General features: G+C 41.9%; 17 protein-coding genes and 1 other annotated feature. Of the genes, 14 read left to right on the forward strand and 3 right to left on the reverse strand.

Annotated features, from left to right (window positions below):
• Positions 1-26 precede the first annotated feature (26 nt).
• Genes ruvB through yajC form a run of 5 tightly spaced genes read left to right on the forward strand, consistent with a single transcriptional unit; the run spans position 27 to position 3,735 of the window.
• On the forward strand, positions 27-1,028 hold the full coding sequence (ruvB, locus tag E2R51_RS01560) for a Holliday junction branch migration DNA helicase RuvB (protein WP_133375271.1): 1,002 nt from the start codon (positions 27-29) through the stop codon (positions 1,026-1,028).
• The gene (locus E2R51_RS01565; protein WP_133375272.1) at positions 1,025-1,228 is read left to right on the forward strand and encodes a DUF2905 domain-containing protein; all 204 of its coding nucleotides are present in this window, start codon (positions 1,025-1,027) and stop codon (positions 1,226-1,228) included. The genes ruvB and E2R51_RS01565 overlap by 4 nt, the downstream gene beginning before the upstream one ends.
• A gap of 18 nt (positions 1,229-1,246) precedes the next feature.
• A complete protein-coding gene (gene queA / locus E2R51_RS01570) occupies positions 1,247-2,272 on the forward strand; it encodes a tRNA preQ1(34) S-adenosylmethionine ribosyltransferase-isomerase QueA (RefSeq protein WP_133375273.1) in 1,026 nt (341 codons plus the stop codon).
• Positions 2,273-2,287: 15 nt separating this feature from the next.
• Positions 2,288-3,427: a tRNA guanosine(34) transglycosylase Tgt gene (gene tgt, locus E2R51_RS01575; RefSeq protein ID WP_133375274.1), complete on the forward strand. Its 1,140-nt coding sequence runs from the start codon at positions 2,288-2,290 to the stop codon at positions 3,425-3,427.
• A 35-nt stretch (positions 3,428-3,462) separates the two neighbouring features.
• On the forward strand, positions 3,463-3,735 hold the full coding sequence (gene yajC, locus E2R51_RS01580) for a preprotein translocase subunit YajC (RefSeq protein WP_133375275.1): 273 nt from the start codon (positions 3,463-3,465) through the stop codon (positions 3,733-3,735).
• Positions 3,736-3,799: 64 nt separating this feature from the next.
• Here the strand turns inward: yajC and E2R51_RS01585 are convergent, their stop codons facing one another.
• Positions 3,800-4,189, reverse strand: coding sequence for a TIGR04086 family membrane protein (locus tag E2R51_RS01585; RefSeq protein ID WP_165967107.1), 390 nt, complete (start codon positions 4,187-4,189; stop codon positions 3,800-3,802).
• Between the two features lie 88 nt (positions 4,190-4,277).
• Between E2R51_RS01585 and E2R51_RS01590 the strand changes: the two genes are divergently transcribed.
• Positions 4,278-4,925, forward strand: a complete 648-nt coding sequence (locus E2R51_RS01590) for a DUF421 domain-containing protein (protein WP_240732936.1) — start codon at positions 4,278-4,280, stop codon at positions 4,923-4,925.
• Here the strand turns inward: E2R51_RS01590 and spoVB are convergent, their stop codons facing one another.
• Positions 4,926-6,470 (reverse strand): stage V sporulation protein B, encoded by a 1,545-nt coding sequence (gene spoVB / locus E2R51_RS01595; RefSeq protein ID WP_133375277.1) that lies wholly within the window; start codon positions 6,468-6,470, stop codon positions 4,926-4,928.
• A gap of 111 nt (positions 6,471-6,581) precedes the next feature.
• Between spoVB and E2R51_RS01600 the strand changes: the two genes are divergently transcribed.
• The 7 genes from E2R51_RS01600 to dtd all read left to right on the forward strand — a co-directional run bounded on the left by E2R51_RS01600 (position 6,582) and on the right by dtd (position 15,841).
• Positions 6,582-6,917, forward strand: coding sequence for a post-transcriptional regulator (locus tag E2R51_RS01600; RefSeq protein WP_133375278.1), 336 nt, complete (start codon positions 6,582-6,584; stop codon positions 6,915-6,917).
• Positions 6,918-7,203: 286 nt separating this feature from the next.
• Positions 7,204-9,468 (forward strand): protein translocase subunit SecDF, encoded by a 2,265-nt coding sequence (gene secDF, locus E2R51_RS01605; protein WP_133375279.1) that lies wholly within the window; start codon positions 7,204-7,206, stop codon positions 9,466-9,468.
• A gap of 143 nt (positions 9,469-9,611) precedes the next feature.
• Positions 9,612-9,959: a LapA family protein gene (locus E2R51_RS01610; RefSeq protein WP_133375280.1), complete on the forward strand. Its 348-nt coding sequence runs from the start codon at positions 9,612-9,614 to the stop codon at positions 9,957-9,959.
• Between the two features lie 190 nt (positions 9,960-10,149).
• Positions 10,150-12,513, forward strand: coding sequence for a single-stranded-DNA-specific exonuclease RecJ (gene recJ / locus E2R51_RS01615; RefSeq protein ID WP_133375281.1), 2,364 nt, complete (start codon positions 10,150-10,152; stop codon positions 12,511-12,513).
• On the forward strand, positions 12,504-13,016 hold the full coding sequence (locus E2R51_RS01620) for an adenine phosphoribosyltransferase (RefSeq protein ID WP_133375282.1): 513 nt from the start codon (positions 12,504-12,506) through the stop codon (positions 13,014-13,016). The genes recJ and E2R51_RS01620 overlap by 10 nt, the downstream gene beginning before the upstream one ends.
• A gap of 176 nt (positions 13,017-13,192) precedes the next feature.
• Positions 13,193-15,385, forward strand: coding sequence for a RelA/SpoT family protein (locus E2R51_RS01625; protein WP_133375283.1), 2,193 nt, complete (start codon positions 13,193-13,195; stop codon positions 15,383-15,385).
• An 18-nt stretch (positions 15,386-15,403) separates the two neighbouring features.
• Complete coding sequence (gene dtd / locus E2R51_RS01630) at positions 15,404-15,841, forward strand: D-aminoacyl-tRNA deacylase (protein WP_133375284.1); 438 nt, start codon at positions 15,404-15,406, stop codon at positions 15,839-15,841.
• A 59-nt stretch (positions 15,842-15,900) separates the two neighbouring features.
• Here dtd and E2R51_RS01635 read toward each other — a convergent pair whose 3' ends face one another.
• A complete protein-coding gene (locus tag E2R51_RS01635; protein ID WP_165967108.1) occupies positions 15,901-17,679 on the reverse strand; it encodes an N-acetylmuramoyl-L-alanine amidase family protein in 1,779 nt (592 codons plus the stop codon).
• Positions 17,680-17,833: 154 nt separating this feature from the next.
• Positions 17,834-18,065, forward strand: a binding site (T-box leader).
• Between the two features lie 330 nt (positions 18,066-18,395).
• Between E2R51_RS01635 and hisS the strand changes: the two genes are divergently transcribed.
• Positions 18,396-19,661, forward strand: coding sequence for a histidine--tRNA ligase (gene hisS / locus E2R51_RS01640; RefSeq protein ID WP_133375286.1), 1,266 nt, complete (start codon positions 18,396-18,398; stop codon positions 19,659-19,661).
• Positions 19,662-19,663 lie beyond the last annotated feature (2 nt).

Genomic DNA, 19,663 nt, shown 5'->3' on the forward strand with positions numbered 1-19,663 from the left:
AGCGGTAATTGATTGAGGGGGATCGTATGGAGGAACGGATCGTTTCAAGTGAAACAGAAAATACAGAAGAACAATCATTTGAGCAAACGCTGCGTCCTAAGTTATTGGAAACTTATATTGGGCAGGATCAGGTGAAAAACAATTTAGCAGTATTTATAGAAGCGGCCAGAAACAGGCAGGAAACTTTGGACCATGTACTTCTATACGGTCCGCCCGGCCTTGGGAAGACCACTTTGGCTGCCGTAATTGCGAATGAAATGGGCGTTAATCTGCGGACGACATCAGGCCCTGCTATTGAACGTCCCGGGGACTTAGCAGCTATTTTGTCCGCGTTAGAACCGGGCGATGTGCTGTTTATAGATGAAATTCACCGTCTGCCCCGTGCGATTGAAGAAGTACTTTATCCTGCTATGGAGGATTTTTGTTTAGATATTGTCATCGGTACCGGACCGAGTGCAAGATCAGTAAGACTTGATCTGCCGCCCTTTACATTGGTTGGTGCCACCACGCGTGCAGGAGCAATCTCTGCCCCTTTGCGTGATCGATTTGGTGTATTATGCCGTCTCGAGTATTATGAAGAACATCACTTGGTAGAGATTGTTCACCGGACGGCACAGATTTTTAAAACGGATATAGATGAGCAGGGAGCACTCGAAATTGCCAAGCGGTCCCGCGGGACTCCCAGGATTGCGAACCGTTTACTTAGAAGGGTGCGGGATTTTGCACAGGTCAGAGCGGAGGGGGCAATCACCTACCCTATCGCACAGGAGTCTTTAGAGCTTTTACAGGTTGATCGGTTAGGCTTGGATCATATTGATCACAAACTGCTGACGGGGATTATTGAGCGGTTCAGAGGAGGGCCGGTTGGCCTGGATACAATCGCAGCAAGTATTGGAGAGGAATCCTCCACGATAGAAGATGTTTACGAACCATATCTCCTTCAAATAGGCTTTTTACAGCGCACCCCGCGAGGAAGAGTGGTAACTCACTTAGTGTACGAGCATTTTCAACTGGAGGTTCCAAAATGACACTTCCAAAAATGTTGATGATCGCTGGCGGGATTTTGCTGATCGCTGGATTTCTGATGCAATTCATTAAGCTTGGCAGGTTACCAGGTGATATTATTATAAAGCGTGAAAATATGACCGTTTATTTTCCCATCGCTACGTCAATTATTGTGAGTATAATATTGACCGGGGTCTTTTTTCTAATCGGTCGATTTCGATAAAGTTAGGAGTTAGAAACAGTGAATATAAATGACTTTGATTTTCATTTGCCAGAGGAACTGATTGCTCAGGTTCCTCTGGAAGACCGGACTGCAAGCCGGTTAATGGTACTGGATAAACAGACCGGTGACGTTTCACACAGATCATTCAAAGATATTGTGTCCTTTTTAAACAAGGGTGACTGCCTGGTATTGAATGATACTAAGGTATTACCGGCTAGATTAATTGGTGAAAAAGAAGGGACAGGAGCTGCGATAGAGCTTCTGCTGCTGAAGCAGATTGAAGGAGACCGGTGGGAGACACTCGTAAAGCCGGCAAAACGTTTGAAAATTGGAACAACCGTGATATTTGGAGATGGACGGCTAAGAGCAGTTTGTGCCGGCATAGGTGATCAGGGCTCAAGAATAATGGAATTTTCCTATGAGGGGATATTTTATGAATTATTGGACCAGCTGGGAGACATGCCGCTTCCACCTTATATTAAAGAAAAGCTGGATGACCGTGACCGTTATCAGACCGTGTTCGCAAAAGAGCGCGGTTCTGCAGCAGCGCCAACTGCCGGTCTTCATTTTACAGAAGAACTGCTTGACCGGCTTCGTGACGGCGGGGTCACGATTGCTTTTATTACATTGCATGTAGGGCTGGGAACGTTCAGGCCGGTATCCGTTGATTCGATTGAAGAACATGATATGCATAGTGAATATTATCAGATCAGCAATGAGACGGCCTGTACTCTGAATGAAGTTAGGGAAGCCGGAGGACGGATTATTACGGTAGGCACTACTTCAACTAGGACGCTTGAGACGATTGCCGATGATCAGGGGCGCTTTAGTGAATCAAGCGGGTGGACCAATATATTTATTTATCCCGGATACACATTTAAAGCGGTAGATGCACTGATTACCAATTTTCATCTGCCTAAATCAACATTGATTATGCTCGTAAGCGCATTGGCAGGAAGAAACGAAACGCTTGCTGCCTATCAAGAAGCAGTAAAAGAGCGGTACCGCTTTTTCAGCTTTGGCGACGCGATGTTTATAAAATAGAAGGGAGAATGTCACGTGAGCGCAGTACGCTACGAACATATCAAAACATGTAAACAAACCGGGGCAAGATTAGGAATTGTTCATACGCCCCATGGATCATTTGAAACACCGGCTTTTATGCCTGTTGGAACAATGGCAACAGTGAAAACGATGTCCCCGGAGGATTTAAAGGAACTTGGCGCAGGAATTATTTTAAGCAACACATACCACCTATGGCTGAGACCTGGCCACGAAATTATTAAAGAAGCAGGCGGGCTCCATAAATTCATGAACTGGGACAAGCCAATCCTTACAGACTCAGGAGGCTTCCAGGTTTTTTCATTAAGCAAATTCCGTGATATTAAAGAAGAAGGCGTGCATTTCAGAAATCATATCAATGGAGACAAATTATTTCTAAGTCCTGAAAAAGCAATGGAGATCCAAAATGCATTAGGATCGGACATTATGATGGCATTTGATGAATGTCCGCCGTATCCAGCGGAAGAGAAATATATGAAAGACTCTGTGGAACGGACGTCCCGTTGGGCGGAGAGATGCTTATCAGCTCATGCACGCCCAATGGATCAGGGTCTGTTTGGTATTGTGCAGGGTGGAGAGTATGAAGCTTTAAGGAAGCAAAGTGCCAAGGATCTTGTATCAATGGATTTTCCGGGATATGCTGTAGGAGGATTGTCTGTCGGTGAACCGAAAGATGTCATGAACCGTGTTCTGGAGTTTACAACACCCTGGCTTCCAACGGACAAGCCGCGTTATTTAATGGGTGTAGGATCGCCTGATTCACTAATTGACGGGGCGATCAGAGGCATCGATATGTTCGATTGCGTCCTTCCTACCCGTATCGCCCGTAATGGTACATTGATGACCAGTGAAGGGCGTCTGGTCGTTAAAAATGCAAAATATGCCCGTGATTTTGGTCCGATCGATCCAAACTGTGACTGTCACGTTTGTAAAAATTACAGCCGTGCTTATATTCGCCATTTAATTAAATGTGAAGAAACGTTCGGAATTAGACTTACTACTTATCATAATCTTCATTTTCTGATAAACTTAATGGGGCAAGTTCGCCAGGCGATTAAAGAAGATCGTTTAGGAGATTTCCGGGAAGAGTTTTTTGAACAATACGGTTTTAATAAGCCGAATGCAAAAAACTTTTAATAGATTGAACGGCAGGAAGGAGGAATATTTTTAATATGGAAACGTTAGTTACTTTAGTACCGCTAATATTGATGTTTGGGTTGATGTACTTATTTTTAATTCGTCCACAGCAGAAGCGTCAAAAAAAGGTGGTTGAAATGCAGAGCAGCCTTGCAAAAGGCGACAAAGTTGTAACCATCGGTGGCCTTCATGGAATCATTGATGCAATTGACGAAGGACAAGTTATCTTGAAATGTGGAGATGGCAGCCGTCTGACATATGACCGCAACGCAGTACGCGAAGTGGTGGATAAGCCGGGTGTAATGTAATTTGTCACCCCCTTACGATAAAAAGCTGACGGGAGAGATCCCGTCAGCTTTTTATATTGCTTAATTATATTTCACGTTTGTCCTGCTTGCCCCCAAATAAATTTACCCCGGCTATGCCTCCAACAATCGATATAAAAAAAGTTAATGAGGATTGGATCAAAGATGATGTCCAAAGTGTGCCTTGTGCAGTTAATAAAAATGACATAGCGATCATCAGCAATCCGATCATTGCCCCCACCAGCAGTCCTTTAACCTTCGATACGGCTCCTCCCACGATGGCTCCAGCCAATATTACCCCAAACATCGTTCCATTCAGCCATTTTGTCATTTCTAGTTCTTTAAGCGGGGTAAGGGCAAGTAAAGTTGCCATGATAATTGAAATGCACAAAACAGTTAGAGCAATTACAATAACGCCATACGTAATACCCTTCCCAATCCGTAGCCAAGTCGACATATTCATCCTCCTGTAACCTTATTGGTGTGTAGTGAATCCATTACTCGGTCATACTAAAAGCGACAATAAATCGAAAGGATGAGGGACGTTGTTAGAGGAATACTTACTTACCGGAGTTCGAACCCTGTTTCTATATGGACTAATATTATTGATTTTCCGCTTAATGGGTAAACGGGAAATTGGAGAGCTTAGTTTATTGGATCTTATTGTTTTTATGATGATAGGTGAAGTAGCTGTTTTTGCAATTGAAGATCCGTATGTGAATATGCTGAAAGCGGTTTTTCCAATGGTTCTTTTGATGAGTCTGCAGGTATTGCTGTCCTGGATTTCCCTTAAAAATAAATCTTTCCGTGATCTGACAGACGGCACTCCATCTGTCCTTATCCGTCACGGAAAGCTGATGAAAAAAGAAATGAAAAGCAATCGTTACAATATTGATGATTTGATGCAGCAGCTTCGTGAAAAGGATATTTTCAATTTACAGGATGTTGAGTTTGCTATTTTGGAGCCATCCGGTATATTGACCGTTTTAAAAAAAGGAAGAAGGGAAGGTGAATTGTCCCTTCCGCTTGTGATGGATGGCAAAATCCAAAACGATCACCTGGCGCGTATACAAAAGGATGAGCACTGGCTGAAAACAGAACTTGAAAAAGAGGGCATTACTGATCTAAATGATATATTTTTTTGTTCATTTGAAGATGGCAGATGGTTTGTAAGCAGTAACGGTGAGCGGTAATTATTTATGTTTTTTTCTCCATATTGAAATGAACGACCAGTCCTCATGTTTTATTACATTTAGCGTTCTTCCCAAGAAGATATAACAGCCAATTAAGATAACCATTGTCACAAGAGGGTGGTGGAAGTATGCTGGCAGCAATGTCGGAAAGATGAATTTTTCCAGAAAATACATACACACCATTAATACGGTTACAACCCCATACTGGCTATAGGGTACTTTGATGGGGACCAGCTTTAACATTGTGAAAAAATGAAGCATTGTCACCGTCACTAAACCGACCATTATCCCGATTGCAGCTCCATTAATCCCCATGCCTGGCTGCATCATCAGCACGCCCATAACGGCGAGCTTAACCACCGCACCGATCAGGCTGTTGATCATGGCCGCCCCGGCAGCATCATAAGCTTGTAAAACTGCATGCAGAGGACCCTGGTAGTAATAAAATACAAATAGGATCGCCATAAAATGCAGCATGTGATTTCCGCTTGTTGAATGATAAAGAGCCTGCAATAAGTAAGTTCCATGAGTGAGCAGGAGAATTGAAAATAATCCTCCGGTAACAAGCGATATTCGTAATGCCTGCTGGATGCGGTGTTCCACCGTTATCATTTGTTTTTTTGCTTTTGCTTCACTGATGGCAGGGACCAGTGCAGTACTAAGCGAAACGGTGATAAAGGAAGGCAGTAATAATAATGGCAAAACAAACCCCGTCAATATCCCGTATTGTTTTGTGGCAAATGCTGCCGTAAAACCAACGATTGTTAAGCATTTCATTACAATAATTGGCTCCAAGAACCAGGCGATTGATCCGATCATTCTGCTCCCAGTTGATGGCAAAGCGATGCTTAGAAGCTGTTTTGCAATAACAGGGCGGCTTGGAACGTGAACTTGTCCTGCTGCTGTCGCTTTTGCTTTTTTTCTTGAGTAGATAAAGTGGAAATACAAATAACCTAATGAGAGAAGTTCTCCTCCAATCGAGGCAAGCATTGCCCCTGCAGCCGCATATTCAATTCCTTTAGGTATTAACATGCCGACAAGTATGTACAAAAGCACAAGTCTGACAAGCTGTTCAATGATGGACCCTACTGCTGTAACTCCCATCTGCTGCTTTCCTTGAAAGTACCCTCTTAATACCGCTGAAAAAGCTGCAATTGGCACGATGGGAAGAATCGCAATGAACGGCCAGAAGGTTCGATCATCCGAAAATAATGTTTCAGTTAAAAAAGGTGCAAGAAAGAACATAATTGGTGTAAAAGTAAGGGCAAGGGATCCTGTTATTAGCAGTGAAACGTTTAGTATGCGCTGCACAACTCTTTCTTCTCTTTTTGCAGTAGCTTCTGAGACATATTTGGCAATGGCTATAGGAAGTCCCAGCTGGGTGATTGTTATAACAAGCATGAGGGTCGGGAAGGTCATCATATAAAGCCCAACACCTTCTTCTCCAACCATGCGTGCCAGCACCATACGATGTACGAACCCCAATACCTTAGTCAGCATTGCTGCGAAAATTAAGATCAGAGTTCCTTTTATAAATGTAGACATTGGCACTCCACCTTCTCAAAGGGTACTTTTTTCGGTACAATTAACCATATGCTCGTTATAGGACAGCCTATGACGAAAATATTAAGTTAAGCCATTATTAGGAGGAGAGAAATGGATAAACATTCATCATTAAAGGAAGAATACTGGCGTTTGGGTGCTGCCCTCGAAAGCAAAGTAGAAGAACTCCACTTTTATGGCTATGACACAGCTACATTAGAGGGACTGTGGAGCTACTTAGTGAATAAAAAATGGAAAAAACATGAAGGTGAGATCCCTTTGTATATGGCGGTTAATGACATATTAACGATTAAATCGGGCGATTTCATGAATTATACGACCAGGACGGAATATAAGTCTTCCTCCTCCAATTTGAAAATGGAGGACCAGGACCTTCAAATGTTACTGCATGGGCATTCTGAAGAGGATAAAACGCCGTCGGAGAAGTAACGAAGAGATTGACACTCATAATAATGTGATTCATAATAGGCTTGTTGCTGGAAATTTGGATATATTGGTAAGCAATTCGATTTGAGGAGATTATTTTGTTATACATCCCTGCCCCAAAAACCTGCGACCTCATAACAATATACTCATTTTATAAAGTTTTTAAAAAACCTGTCTTTTTATTATGAATTTTTCCCGATTTAATCCGTTTATCTGTTTGTACGATTAAATGTATGATGGTTTCAAACCCTTAGTTTGTGCATTTGAATTTGAGGAGGATTTATACATAATGGTAAAACGCAGTCGCATCGTCACCTTTATACTGCTGGTCATCTTAATCGGTGGCGCAATGGGCATGACAACCCAAACGATTTTAGGAAATATGAAACTTGGTCTTGATCTGCAAGGCGGATTTGAAGTTCTGTACCAGGTAAAGCCGGCTGAAGATGGTCAGGAAATTACACCTGGTGTCGTTTCTGATACAGCTCAGGCATTGGATCGCCGTGTGAATGTATTAGGGGTTAGTGAACCGATCATTCAAGTAGAAAATGGCGACCGGATAAGGGTACAGCTTGCAGGAGTGGAGGATCAGAATCAGGCGCGTGAAATCCTTTCAACTGAAGCGAATCTGACTTTTCGGGATGTTAACGATAATGAGCTTTTAAGCGGTTCTGATCTGGTTGAAGGAGGATCAAGTCAAACCTTTGATGAGAATAACCGGCCGATTGTCCAGCTTGAACTGGAAAGCGGACAGAAATTCGGAGAAGTTACAAGTCAGATATTAGAGATGGGACCACCCGATAATAAACTAGTCATTTGGCTTGATTATGAAGAGGGAGATTCCTACGCGGAAGAATCTCAGAAAGAAGACCCGAAATTTATATCAGCGCCGAATGTCTCACAGGTATTAACAACAAATACCCCGGTCATTGAGGGCAGCTTTACATTAGAAGAGGCTCAAAATTTAGCGAATCTTTTAAATGCAGGGGCTTTGCCTGTTGAACTCGAAGAAGTATACTCCACTTCAGTAGGGGCGTCCTTTGGGTTAATGGCAATGGATCAGACGATTCTGTCTGGAATTATTGGGATTTCTCTTATTTTCTTATTTATGATTGCGTTTTATCGATTCCCAGGTTTTATTGGGGTTATTACGCTGTCGGTTTATATTTATTTAATCCTTCTTGTTTTTGACTGGCTGAATGGGGTACTGACACTTCCGGGGATTGCCGCACTGCTTCTTGGAGTTGGTATGGCGATTGACGCAAACATCATTACCTATGAACGGATTAAAGAAGAACTAAAAGTGGGTAAATCCGTACGGGATGCCTATGCTGAAGGAAGCCGTTCGTCTCTATGGACCATTTTTGACGCCAATATTACTACCCTGTTAGCGGGTATCGTACTGTTTTACTTCGGGACAAGCTCTGTAAAAGGGTTTGCTACCATGTTATTAATCAGTATTATTGTTAGTTTTGTAACGGCTGTTTTTGGCACACGCCTATTTATGAGCTTATGGGTGCGCAGTGGTTTCTTAGATAAACGTAAAGGCTGGTTTGGGGTGAAGAACTCCGAAATTAATGATTACAGGGACGATGTTGATGCACTGGACTTGCCGACAAAATTCGATCATTTTGATTTTGTTAAAAGCCGTAAGAAATTCTTCATGATTTCTGCTGTTCTTATTATTGCAGGAATGTCTATTCTGGCAATATTCCGTTTAAATCTTGGGATTGACTTTACCAGCGGAACGAGAATTGATATGGTGGCAGATACTTCCCTTACAGAGGAAGTGATTGAAGAGGACCTTGCATCAATTGGACTTGAAGCAAGCAATATTCTGATCTCCGGTGACAATCAGGAGGTTGGTGTGGCCAGATTTACTGAATCATTAAGCCGGGGTGATGTGGCAGAATTAAATACGTATTTTCAGGAAAAATACGGTTCTGAACCAAATATATCAACCGTTGACCCGATTATCGGGGAAGAATTAGCGATGAATGCGCTGAAGGCTGTCGCGATAGCGTCGCTTGGGATTATTCTTTACGTATCAATTCGATTTGAATTGTACATGGCGATCGCTTCAGTTGTAGCACTGGTCCATGATGCATTCTTTATAATTGCTGTCTTCAGTTTGCTTCGGCTTGAAGTGGACATAACCTTTATAGCTGCTGTTTTAACCATTATTGGTTACTCGATCAATGACACCATTGTTACGTTTGACCGTATTAGGGAGAACATGCGCAAACTTAAACTGATTGAAACGAAAGAACAGTTAGCCAAAATAGTAAATCAATCCTTGCGCCAGACATTAGGCAGATCCGTTAACACTGTATTAACAGTGATTTTCGTTGTAACAGCAATGATCATTTTTGGTGCAACATCCATTTTAAACTTCTCCATCGCCTTATTGATCGGACTGATTGCGGGTACTTATTCATCTGTATTTATTGCAGCACAGCTGTGGTATGTATTGAAAAAACGCGAATTAAAGAAAAAAGGATCCATTGTTACTTATAAAGAGAAAAAAGAATGGAATGATGAGCCTGTTGTTTAATTGCTCATTTGAAACCGTCATTACACTGTAATGGCGGTTTCGTTTGATTTAAGTAGGATTAAAAGCTGCTGATAAAGGGTATTTATACACTATTATTCAAAAAGAAGAATAATAATATGGCTTTGAAAATTAGGGGGAATTAGATGAAATTTCAATGGGTTTTAATTATGGGAATCATCTTTGCACTTATTGTAGCTATTTTTGCCGTTATAAACGTTGATCCCGTAACCGTTAATTTTGCTTTCGCAGAAACGGAACTGCCGCTCATTCTTGTTATTTTAGGGTCGGTGTTAATGGGCGGGCTCATCATCGGTTCGGTAGGAATGTTCCGTTTTTATATGACGCAGAAAAAGGTAAAGCAGCTTGAGAAAGAAAATCTAAGCCTGAAGGAACAGCTTGCTGAAGTGAATCCATCAAATCAAGCACCTCTGCCGACAAGAACGGACTATAAAAAAACAGCTCCCGACTCCGGCGGGGATTCTGCTGAATAGCAGATTAAGTTAGTCTGGACAAAACTCAATATTGCCCTTGCGAATCAAGACATATTCGTAAGGGTATTTTTGTGCAGAATCATTTTCCGTATGCAGGTTAACTGCATTGGAGAGATGTTCAGTTCAACCCACTCATTGAATACTCAATAAACGTCCTGTATAATGATAGACGCTAAAGAGGTGAGAAAACATGTTGCCATCCAAAACAAGATGGGAAATAAATTCGATTGATAAAGAACAGGTACAGGCACTGACAAAAGCCCTGGAAATACCGGATGTAGTAGCGCGGCTGCTCGTCCAGCGAGGTCTAACAGACATTGAAGAAGCACGTTCTTTTTTGTATATAGAAAAACAATCTTTTTATGATCCTTTTTTATTTTTAGGAATGGATATTGCTGTTGCACGTATTAAGCGGGCTATTGAAAACGAAGAAATGATTATGGTTTATGGTGATTATGATGCCGATGGCGTAACCAGTACCTCTGTATTAATGACCGCCCTGCAGCAGATGGAGGCCAATGTAGAATTTTACATACCAAACCGTTTTACTGAAGGCTACGGGCCGAATGAGGAGGCCTTCCGCTTTGCAGCAGAACAGGGGATTAGTTTAATCATCACGGTGGATAATGGAATTTCTGGTGTGCACGAAGCAAATGTGTTGAAAGAATTGGGAGTAGACCTGATTATAACAGACCATCATGAACCGGGACCTATTTTACCTGAGGCATTAGCCATCATTCATCCTAACCATCCTGATGGGAAATATCCTTTTAGGGAATTGGCCGGGGTTGGTGTAGCGTTTAAATTGGCTCATGCACTTCTGGGAAAAGCACCGGTTCATTTACTGGATCTGGTGGCAATTGGAACGATTGCAGATTTAGTGGCATTACGTGATGAAAATCGTTTAATGGTGAAGCAAGGGCTGCAAGTATTGCGCCAAACTTCCCGAAAGGGCATTTTGGCTCTTTGCAGGGTTGCGGGGGCTGCCATTTCAGATCTTGATGAGGAATCAGTAGGTTTCGTCATCGGACCGCGGCTGAATGCCGTAGGACGTTTATCGGATGCAGATCCGGCTGTTGACCTTATAATGACTGAAAACTCCGGGGAAGCTGAATCACTTGCAGTAGAGATTGATACGATGAATAAAGAACGTAAATCAATTGTAAGTGAAATTACGGAGCAGGCCATTAAACAGGTTGAAGAAAATTATTCCCTAGAGGAAAATCGGGTGCTTGTTATAGCGAAGGAAGGCTGGAATCCAGGTGTAGTCGGCATTGTAGCTTCCAGATTAGTAGATAGATATTATCGCCCTGTCATTATTCTTTGCCTTGATCCGATTACAGGGAAAGCAAAAGGATCTGCCCGGAGTATTGCAGGATTTAATATGTTCGAAGAACTCTCTCAAAACCGGGACATCCTCCCTCAATTTGGAGGCCACCCTATGGCAGCCGGGATGACTTTGTCCCTTGAACATGTTGACACATTGCGTATCCGCTTGAATGAACAAGCCAAATTTCTTGCACCGGAAGACTTCATTCCGATTACCCCTGTAGATACGATGGCACACTTGGATGAAATTGATATTCATTCAATTTCAAAGCTGCAGATGCTGGCTCCATTCGGAATGAAAAATCCAAAGCCAAAAGTGTTAATCGAACAATCTTCAGTCGCATCTATCCGGAAAATAGGAGCAAATCAAAATCATCTTAAAATTACACTTGAAAAAGGAAAATCTGCATTAGATGGTATCGCTTTTGGTTTAGGAGAACTCGCAGATCACGTATCTCCTCTAGCAAAAATAGATGTGATTGGTGAACTTTCAATTAACGAATGGAATAATACACGAAAACCTCAAATATTTGTTAAAGACGTAAAGATAAATGATTGGCAGCTATTTGATGTGAGAGGCATTTCCCAGCCGGAAAGGTGGCTTGCAACATTGCCGCCGCAGCGTGATGTGATCGCATTTGATCCTAAAACCGTCCACGCTTTTTCAAAGTATCTGGCAGCTGAATCCATTATGGTAATTGAAAATGAAGAGCAGGCATCTGAATACTCAATTGATCAAAAACAAATTGTATTATTAGATCTGCCTTCGAATGAAGAAATTCTGTTAAACTTAATTAAAAATGGCAAACCGGTAAGAGTGTACGCACATTTTTATCAGGATGATCCTCAGTTTTTCAATGCCATGCCATCGAGGGATCACTTTGCCTGGTATTATGGTTTCTTAAAGAAACGACAGGAATTTGACCTGTCAAAAAATGGAGACGCATTGGCAAACCATAAAGGCTGGAGCCGGGATACAATAAATTTTATGTCAAAGGTGTTTTTTGAACTGGATTTTGTTACAATTAAGGATGGAATGATTACCGTCAACAAATCCGTTGAAAAACGGGATTTGTCTCATTCGCCTGCCTACCAGACCAAAGAACGCATGGTGAATTTAGAGCAGGAGTTGTTATATTCGTCTTTTCAGCAGCTTAAAGTATGGTTTGAAGAGCACACTGAATGGGCGAAGAGACTTGAGGAGGAAGAAAAAGTATGGATTTGAAGCAATTTGTGACAATCGTAGAAGATTGGCCGAAAAAAGGAATTCGATTTAAAGATATTACAACACTTATGGACAATGGAGATGCATACCGCTATGCCACTGACCAAATTGTTGAATATGCAAAAGATAAAGACATCGATATTATTGTAGGCCCTGAAGCCCGTGGTTTTATTATTGGATGTCCTGTTTCATATGCACTGGGTATAGGTTTTGCTCCTGTCCGCAAAGAAGGTAAGCTTCCTCGCGAAACAGTCAAAGTAGATTATGGTTTGGAATACGGCAAGGATGTTCTGACGATCCATCGTGATGCCATCAAACCAGGGCAGCGTGTTCTTATCACTGATGATCTGCTTGCGACAGGCGGAACGATTGAAGCCACCATTAAGCTTGTGGAAGAATTAGGCGGCGTGGTAGCAGGTATTGCTTTTTTGATTGAGCTTACCTATTTAGATGGTCGTGACAAATTAGATGGATATGATATGCTTACACTTATGCAATACTAAATAATTGTAAAGAGTCCCACAATAGGGACTCTTTTTATATACAAAATGGTTTATTTTTAACTTTTTTTTCGGATTTGTCTTAAAAAGAACAGAATCGCTTTACATGAGAACGTTTTTTTTTAATAATAGAAACAATACACAAAAATCTATTTCAAACGATAAAGGTGATATAACGTATGGCGAATGATCGAGTGCTTACCGCGGAAGAAGTGTTCGGGATTACAGCAACTTACATGAACAGCAATCAAGTGAATCTGGTTAAAGATGCATATGCACTTGCAGCTGAAGCCCACAAGGAACAGTTCCGGAAATCTGGTGAGCCTTATATAATTCATCCCATCCAGGTAGCAGGTATTTTGGCGAATCTTCAAATGGATCCGTCTACCGTAGCGGCAGGGTTTCTACATGATGTGGTGGAGGATACGGACTTTACCTATAAAGATTTAACCGAGCGTTTCAACGAAGAAGTGGCCATGTTAGTTGATGGCGTGACCAAACTTGGGAAAATTAAATATAAATCCAAAGAAGAACAGCAGGCAGAGAATCACAGAAAAATGTTTATTGCAATGGCACAGGACATTAGAGTGATTCTTATTAAGCTTGCTGATCGTTTGCATAATATGAGAACCCTTAAGCATATGCCGGTTGAAAAACAAATACGGATTTCAAATGAAACGCTTGAAATATTTGCACCGCTTGCACATCGTTTGGGGATTTCAACAATCAAATGGGAGCTTGAGGATACCTCATTACGTTATTTAAATCCTCAGCAATACTATCGTATCGTAAATCTGATGAAGAAAAAACGAAACGAACGGGAGGAATATGTTAAAACGGTCATTACCGAAATCAAGGATCAGGTAACTGATGTTAAGATTGATGCAGATATTTATGGCCGTCCAAAACATATCTATTCGATTTATAAAAAAATGGCGATGCAAAATAAGCAGTTCAATGAAATCTATGATTTGCTGGCTGTCAGAGTAATTGTTGACAGTATAAAAGACTGTTATGCCGTACTGGGCATTATCCATACATGCTGGAAGCCCATGCCTGGACGTTTTAAAGACTACATTGCCATGCCAAAGCCGAATATGTATCAATCCCTTCATACGACGGTTATCGGTCCTAAAGGGGATCCGCTTGAGGTTCAAATCAGGACTTCCGATATGCACAGAATTGCCGAATATGGTGTTGCTGCACATTGGGCCTATAAAGAAGGAACCATCGTCAGTGAAGATAAGAAGGAATCTGTTGAGAAAAAACTAACATGGTTCAGAGAGATCCTTGAATTCCAGCAGGATTCTTCCGATGCAGAAGAATTTATGGATGCTCTTAAATTTGATCTGTTTTCTGACATGGTTTATGTTTTTACCCCAAAAGGAGATGTAATGGAACTTCCTGCAGGATCCGTTCCGATCGATTTTGCCTACAGGGTGCATTCCGAGATTGGCAACAAAACGATTGGCTCAAAAGTAAACGGCAAAATGGTGCCGCTGGATTCTACCTTAAAAACAGGGGACATTATTGAAATAATGACTTCCAAACACTCCTATGGACCGAGCCAGGACTGGCTGAAGCTTGCTCAAACCTCGCAGGCGAAGCATAAAATCAAAGCTTTTTTTAAGAAGCAGCGCCGCGATGAAAATATGGACAAAGGGAAAGATATTGTTGAACGGGAAATTCGGGCCCTTGAATTTAATCCGAAGGAAGTATTGACGGAAGAAAATATTAAGAGAGTTTCTGAAAAATTTAACTTTACCAATGTTGAGGATATGTATTCAGCTGTTGGGTATGGTGGTATCACCGGTGTTCAAATTGCCAACCGTCTCACTGAAAAGCTCCGGAAGCTTCGAGATGAAGAAGATACACTTGAAAAGGCAATGGCAGATATCAAGCCCCCTTCTGCAAGAAAGAAGCGGGAAGCTGGAGTGACAGTTAAAGGGATTGATAATCTTCTTGTACGATTATCCAAGTGCTGCAGTCCGGTGCCGGGAGATGAAATTATCGGTTTTATTACCAGAGGTCGGGGTGTTTCCGTACACCGTACAGATTGCCCGAACATCCAGGATGATGCCAATGCGCGTTTAATTCCTGTCGAATGGGAGGGTGCTCCTCAGGATAAAAAAGAGTATAATGTCGATATTGAAATTTCAGGATATGACCGGAGAGGCCTTTTAAATGAGGTGCTTCAAGCAGTCAATGAAACAAAAACGAATATTTCTGCCGTCAGCGGTCGAACAGATCGAAATAAAATGGCTACGATCAATATGTCGATCATGATTCAAAATCTTAACCACCTCCAGCGTGTAGCAGATAGAATCAAGCAAATTTCAGATATCTACTCGGTTCAGCGGGTAGTGAATTGACGACTGGAGGAGAACTTTGTGCGAGTAGTTGTACAGCGTAGTAAAGAAGCAGAAGTTTCAGTTGAAGGGAAAGTAAAAGGAAAGATCACTCATGGGCTAGTTTTGCTTGTTGGTATAACACATGAGGATGGGGAAAAGGATGCTCAGTATATTGCTGACAAAATTGCAAATTTGCGCATCTTCGAAGATGAAGAAGGAAAAATGAACCATTCTCTTTTAGATCGAAAAGGGGAGATTCTATCGATTTCCCAATTCACATTATATGGTGATACAAAAAAAGGAAGACGTCCTAATTTTATGAATGCGGCCAAGCCTGAAGCGGCAGAACCGCTTTATGACAAGCTGAACGAATTGTTTAAACAAAAAGGCATAGCTGTTGAAACCGGTGTGTTTGGTGCCATGATGGATGTATCTTTAACCAACGACGGGCCGGTAACGCTTATTGTAGAAAGTTAGGCTGTTGGGGAAACGCCCATATACAGTAAAAAAAAAACTCGGCAAAAAGCCGAGTTTTTTTATTGTGAAAAATAATCTACTAAACCATTATAAATTCCCGTTGTAGCAATCTCTCGAAAATGATCATTATTTATGGTGACTTCCTCAGAAGGGTTGCTAATATATCCAAGTTCCAATAAAACTGCTGGTATGGAATTGTCCCGGAGAACCAGAAAGTTTCCGTATTGAATGCCTCTATTACGAAGTGCCATTTGTCCTTCTAAACCGGTATGAACAGATTGAGCAAGTTCATTATCTACGTCTCCATAATAATACGTTGTAAATCCTTTCACGCTTCGATCATCTATCGCATCGTAATGGATGGAAACAAATGCATCAGCCTGATGCTGATTGGAAGCTGCGACTCTTGATTGTAAATCAATGTACCGATCATCCTGCCTGGTCATAATGACATTTGCGCCTGTGCTTGAAAGCTTGTGGTACAATATTTCAGCAGTACGTAGAGTCAGTGTTTTTTCTAAGGAACCTCCTGCACCTATAGCGCCTCCATCTCTTCCGCCATGACCGGCATCGATGACGATGGTGGCATCAGCAATTGACTCGATTGCAGGGGGAGGAGGATCATCAGCTGTTTCTTCCTGAGCGGGTTGCTCTTCAACAGACTCTTCCTCTTCTATTGGTTCATTTTCCCCGGAAACAATCCAGCTGGCGATAAAACCTGTATTGCCCTCGCTTAGTTCAACTTCGTACCATTCACCTTGCTGAGAGAGTACAGTATATTGTTCGCCTGAATCTGTTCTTGCAGCAACCTCAGATTCTACTGAAGGCTGCGTTCGAATATTAGAACCATTATAAAGAATCGTAACCAGTTCTTCCTCGCCAGAATCAGATGAACCGGTGCCGGCTTCGGTAAACCAGCTTGCAATCCAGCCCTGCTCACCCGATTCATATTCAATCTTATACCAATCATTTGACTCTTCTTTAATCGTAAATGATTCATTCTTTTGAACTTTTCCTATAGCTTTTCCGTCACGGGAGGGTTCGTTTCTGACCGTCAGCGTGTCTACCATTATTACAATGGAAGAACCTGCTAAAGTACTGGTTTCAATCGGTTCATCTTCATTTTCCTGTATCGACTGATATTGGACATATGTAGAGCTGACCCAGCCTTTAATTCCATTTCCTTCTACAAGAAGCCATCCGTATTGTTCTTTTTCTATACGTACCGAATCACCTTGGTTAAGAGAACCGATAACAGCACTATCAGAGGAAAAATCATCCCGGACATTCAGCCGGTCCACTGAAATTGTACCTTGGGATTCGCTGTCAGGATCCTCATCCGATCGTTCCTGTGAGGGACTGATAAATTCACTTGCCACCCAGCCGCTTGTACCGTCCGATGAAGTGATGCGCAGCCATTCTCCAGCATCCTCCTGCACGCTTATAGAATCTCCTTCAACGAGAGAACCGAGGATTTCGCTTTCGGTGCTCGCATCACTGCGGATGCGAAGCTGATCTGTTGTGACTTCTCGGGTATCCTGTGTGCTTGCAGTCTCTTGTTGAGCTGAGTTCTGAACAGTCAGCCATTGTGCAACCCAGCCTTTTTTTCCATTGGATAGTTTTAATTGAAGCCACCCATACTCTTCATTTAAGACTTCATATGTATCGCCATTATTGCCGGTTGCAACAGTTGGATAAGAAAGGCCGGGACCTTCTCTCAGGTTAACATGATCCGAGGAAATAGTAGCTGTGACATTGGCCGCTTGAATAACTTGGAAAGGGGGAAGTAAAGCAGATAAAAATAATAAAATAGATAATATTGAAACCATTACCTTCATTAACATCACCTCACAATTTATTCTTGATTCTATCATAGATCCTTATATCATGTATGTCATTAAAGAAATTGTAATCAAACTTAAAAGTCTTGTTAATCCCTCTTGACATTCGCTCTGCTCCTTATTATGATTGATTACATTATCAAAATCGAAAACAAAACCAGTGATGGAGAATAGTAAATAAGAAAAATGCGTGGCTAGAGAGAATTCACCCTGGGCTGAAAGTGAATTTACATGGCAGCTTATTGAATGAACACTCCTTAGGTTCAATTCTGAAAAGTACTTCTTAGTAGGAACTGACGTATGCAGGCGTTAACTGCCTTGAGTGGAAGCAATTTGCTTCAATTAGGGTGGCACCACGGGAACTACAAACTCCCGTCCCTTGTTTTAGGACAAGGGACGGGAGTTTTTTTGTATTTTATTTTAAAAGCTGAAACAGGCGTTTAGCTCTGACAGACGAAAGACGCGCAGCCAATTAGGCGCTTTTTGCCTAAGTGGATGAGTGGCTTACGATCCGAAGAGCTGCCTGTGGAAGCTGGATAGAGTAAAAGCTGAAACAGACGTTTAGCTCTGACAGACGAAAGACGCGCAGCCAATTAGGCGCTTTTTGCCTAAGTGGATGAGTGGCTTACGATCCGAAGAGCTGCCTGTGGAAGCTGGATAGAGTAAAAGCTGAAACAGACTTTTTATTAATTGATTTTTAAGGAGGAAAACTGATGTCCATAAACATCCCTAGGGGAACCCAGGATATTTTGCCGGGTACAATTGAAAAATGGCAGTATATTGAGCAGGTGGCTAAAGAATTATGTGAGCAATACCAATACAAAGAAATCCGAACTCCCATGTTTGAACATACTGAACTTTTTGAACGGGGAGTGGGGGATACCACTGATATTGTGCAAAAAGAAATGTATTCGTTCCAGGACAGAGGAGAAAGAAGCTTAACGCTTCGACCGGAAGGCACTGCAGGGGTTGTGCGTTCTTTTGTTCAGCACAAAATGTTCGGCCAGGCCAATCAGCCGGTTAAGCTGTATTACAATGGCCCGATGTTTCGTTATGAGCGTCCTCAGGCGGGGAGATACCGCCAATTCGTACAATTTGGTGTAGAAGCAATAGGCAGTGATGATCCAAGCATCGATGCAGAAGTGATTTCACTGGCCATGGAATTGTACAAACGGCTTGGTTTAAAAGAACTGAAACTTGTTTTAAACAGTTTGGGTGATACAGAAAGCCGAATCGCACACAAAGAAGCGTTAATTGCGCATTTTAAACCGAGAATTAATGAATTTTGTTCCGATTGTCAGACAAGACTGACTAAAAATCCACTGCGCATACTGGACTGTAAAAAAGACCGTGATCATGAACTAATTGCTAACGCTCCATCTCTGGCCGATTATTTGAATGAAGAGTCGAGCGCTTATTTTAAAAAGCTGCAGCATTATTTGAGCTTGATGGGCATTGACTATGAGCTGGATCCTAACCTTGTAAGAGGTCTGGATTATTACAATCATACTGCATTTGAAATAATGAGCAGTTCAGAAGGATTCGGGGCGATTACGACATTGTGCGGCGGTGGCCGATACAATGGGTTATCTGAAGATCTTGGAGGTCCAAGTGCACCCGGAATAGGATTTGCTCTTAGTATAGAACGTCTGCTTTCAGCGCTTGAAGCAGAAAAAATTGAGCTGCCAATAACCCAGTCTCTTGACTGTTACTTTGTTGCCATGGGTGATGAAGCTAAAGATAAAGTGGTTCAGCTTACCTATCAGGCAAGACAGCAGGGATTGCGAGCGGATATGGACACCCTTAACCGTAAAATGAAAGCACAATTTAAAACAGCCGACCGGCTTCAAGCAAAATATGTTGCCGTCTTAGGCGACAATGAGTTAACTGAAGGTTCCATTGTTGTTAAAAACATGAATGAGGGTACCCAGGAAAGCATTAAGATAGAAAAATTAATGGCTTATCTTAAGCAGGTCTAAGG

The organism is Jeotgalibacillus sp. S-D1, from assembly GCF_004358665.1.
In the GTDB taxonomy this organism is placed as follows: Bacteria; Bacillota; Bacilli; order Bacillales; family Jeotgalibacillaceae; genus Jeotgalibacillus.

Bases quoted from the DNA above. Each gene is read 5' to 3' on its own strand.
- E2R51_RS01565 (WP_133375272.1), top strand. From the start codon at position 1,025: ATGACACTTCCAAAAATGTTGATGATCGCTGGCGGGATTTTGCTGATC.
- E2R51_RS01620 (WP_133375282.1), top strand. From the start codon at position 12,504: ATGGATTTGAAGCAATTTGTGACAATCGTAGAAGATTGGCCGAAAAAA.
- E2R51_RS01610 (WP_133375280.1), top strand. From the start codon at position 9,612: ATGAAATTTCAATGGGTTTTAATTATGGGAATCATCTTTGCACTTATT.
- yajC (WP_133375275.1), top strand. From the start codon at position 3,463: ATGGAAACGTTAGTTACTTTAGTACCGCTAATATTGATGTTTGGGTTG.
- hisS (WP_133375286.1), top strand. From the start codon at position 18,396: ATGTCCATAAACATCCCTAGGGGAACCCAGGATATTTTGCCGGGTACA.
- E2R51_RS01635 (WP_165967108.1), bottom strand. From the start codon at position 17,679: ATGAAGGTAATGGTTTCAATATTATCTATTTTATTATTTTTATCTGCT.
- E2R51_RS01625 (WP_133375283.1), top strand. From the start codon at position 13,193: ATGGCGAATGATCGAGTGCTTACCGCGGAAGAAGTGTTCGGGATTACA.
- spoVB (WP_133375277.1), bottom strand. From the start codon at position 6,470: ATGTCTACATTTATAAAAGGAACTCTGATCTTAATTTTCGCAGCAATG.
- secDF (WP_133375279.1), top strand. From the start codon at position 7,204: ATGGTAAAACGCAGTCGCATCGTCACCTTTATACTGCTGGTCATCTTA.
- recJ (WP_133375281.1), top strand. From the start codon at position 10,150: ATGTTGCCATCCAAAACAAGATGGGAAATAAATTCGATTGATAAAGAA.
- ruvB (WP_133375271.1), top strand. From the start codon at position 27: ATGGAGGAACGGATCGTTTCAAGTGAAACAGAAAATACAGAAGAACAA.
- E2R51_RS01600 (WP_133375278.1), top strand. From the start codon at position 6,582: ATGGATAAACATTCATCATTAAAGGAAGAATACTGGCGTTTGGGTGCT.
- E2R51_RS01585 (WP_165967107.1), bottom strand. From the start codon at position 4,189: ATGTCGACTTGGCTACGGATTGGGAAGGGTATTACGTATGGCGTTATT.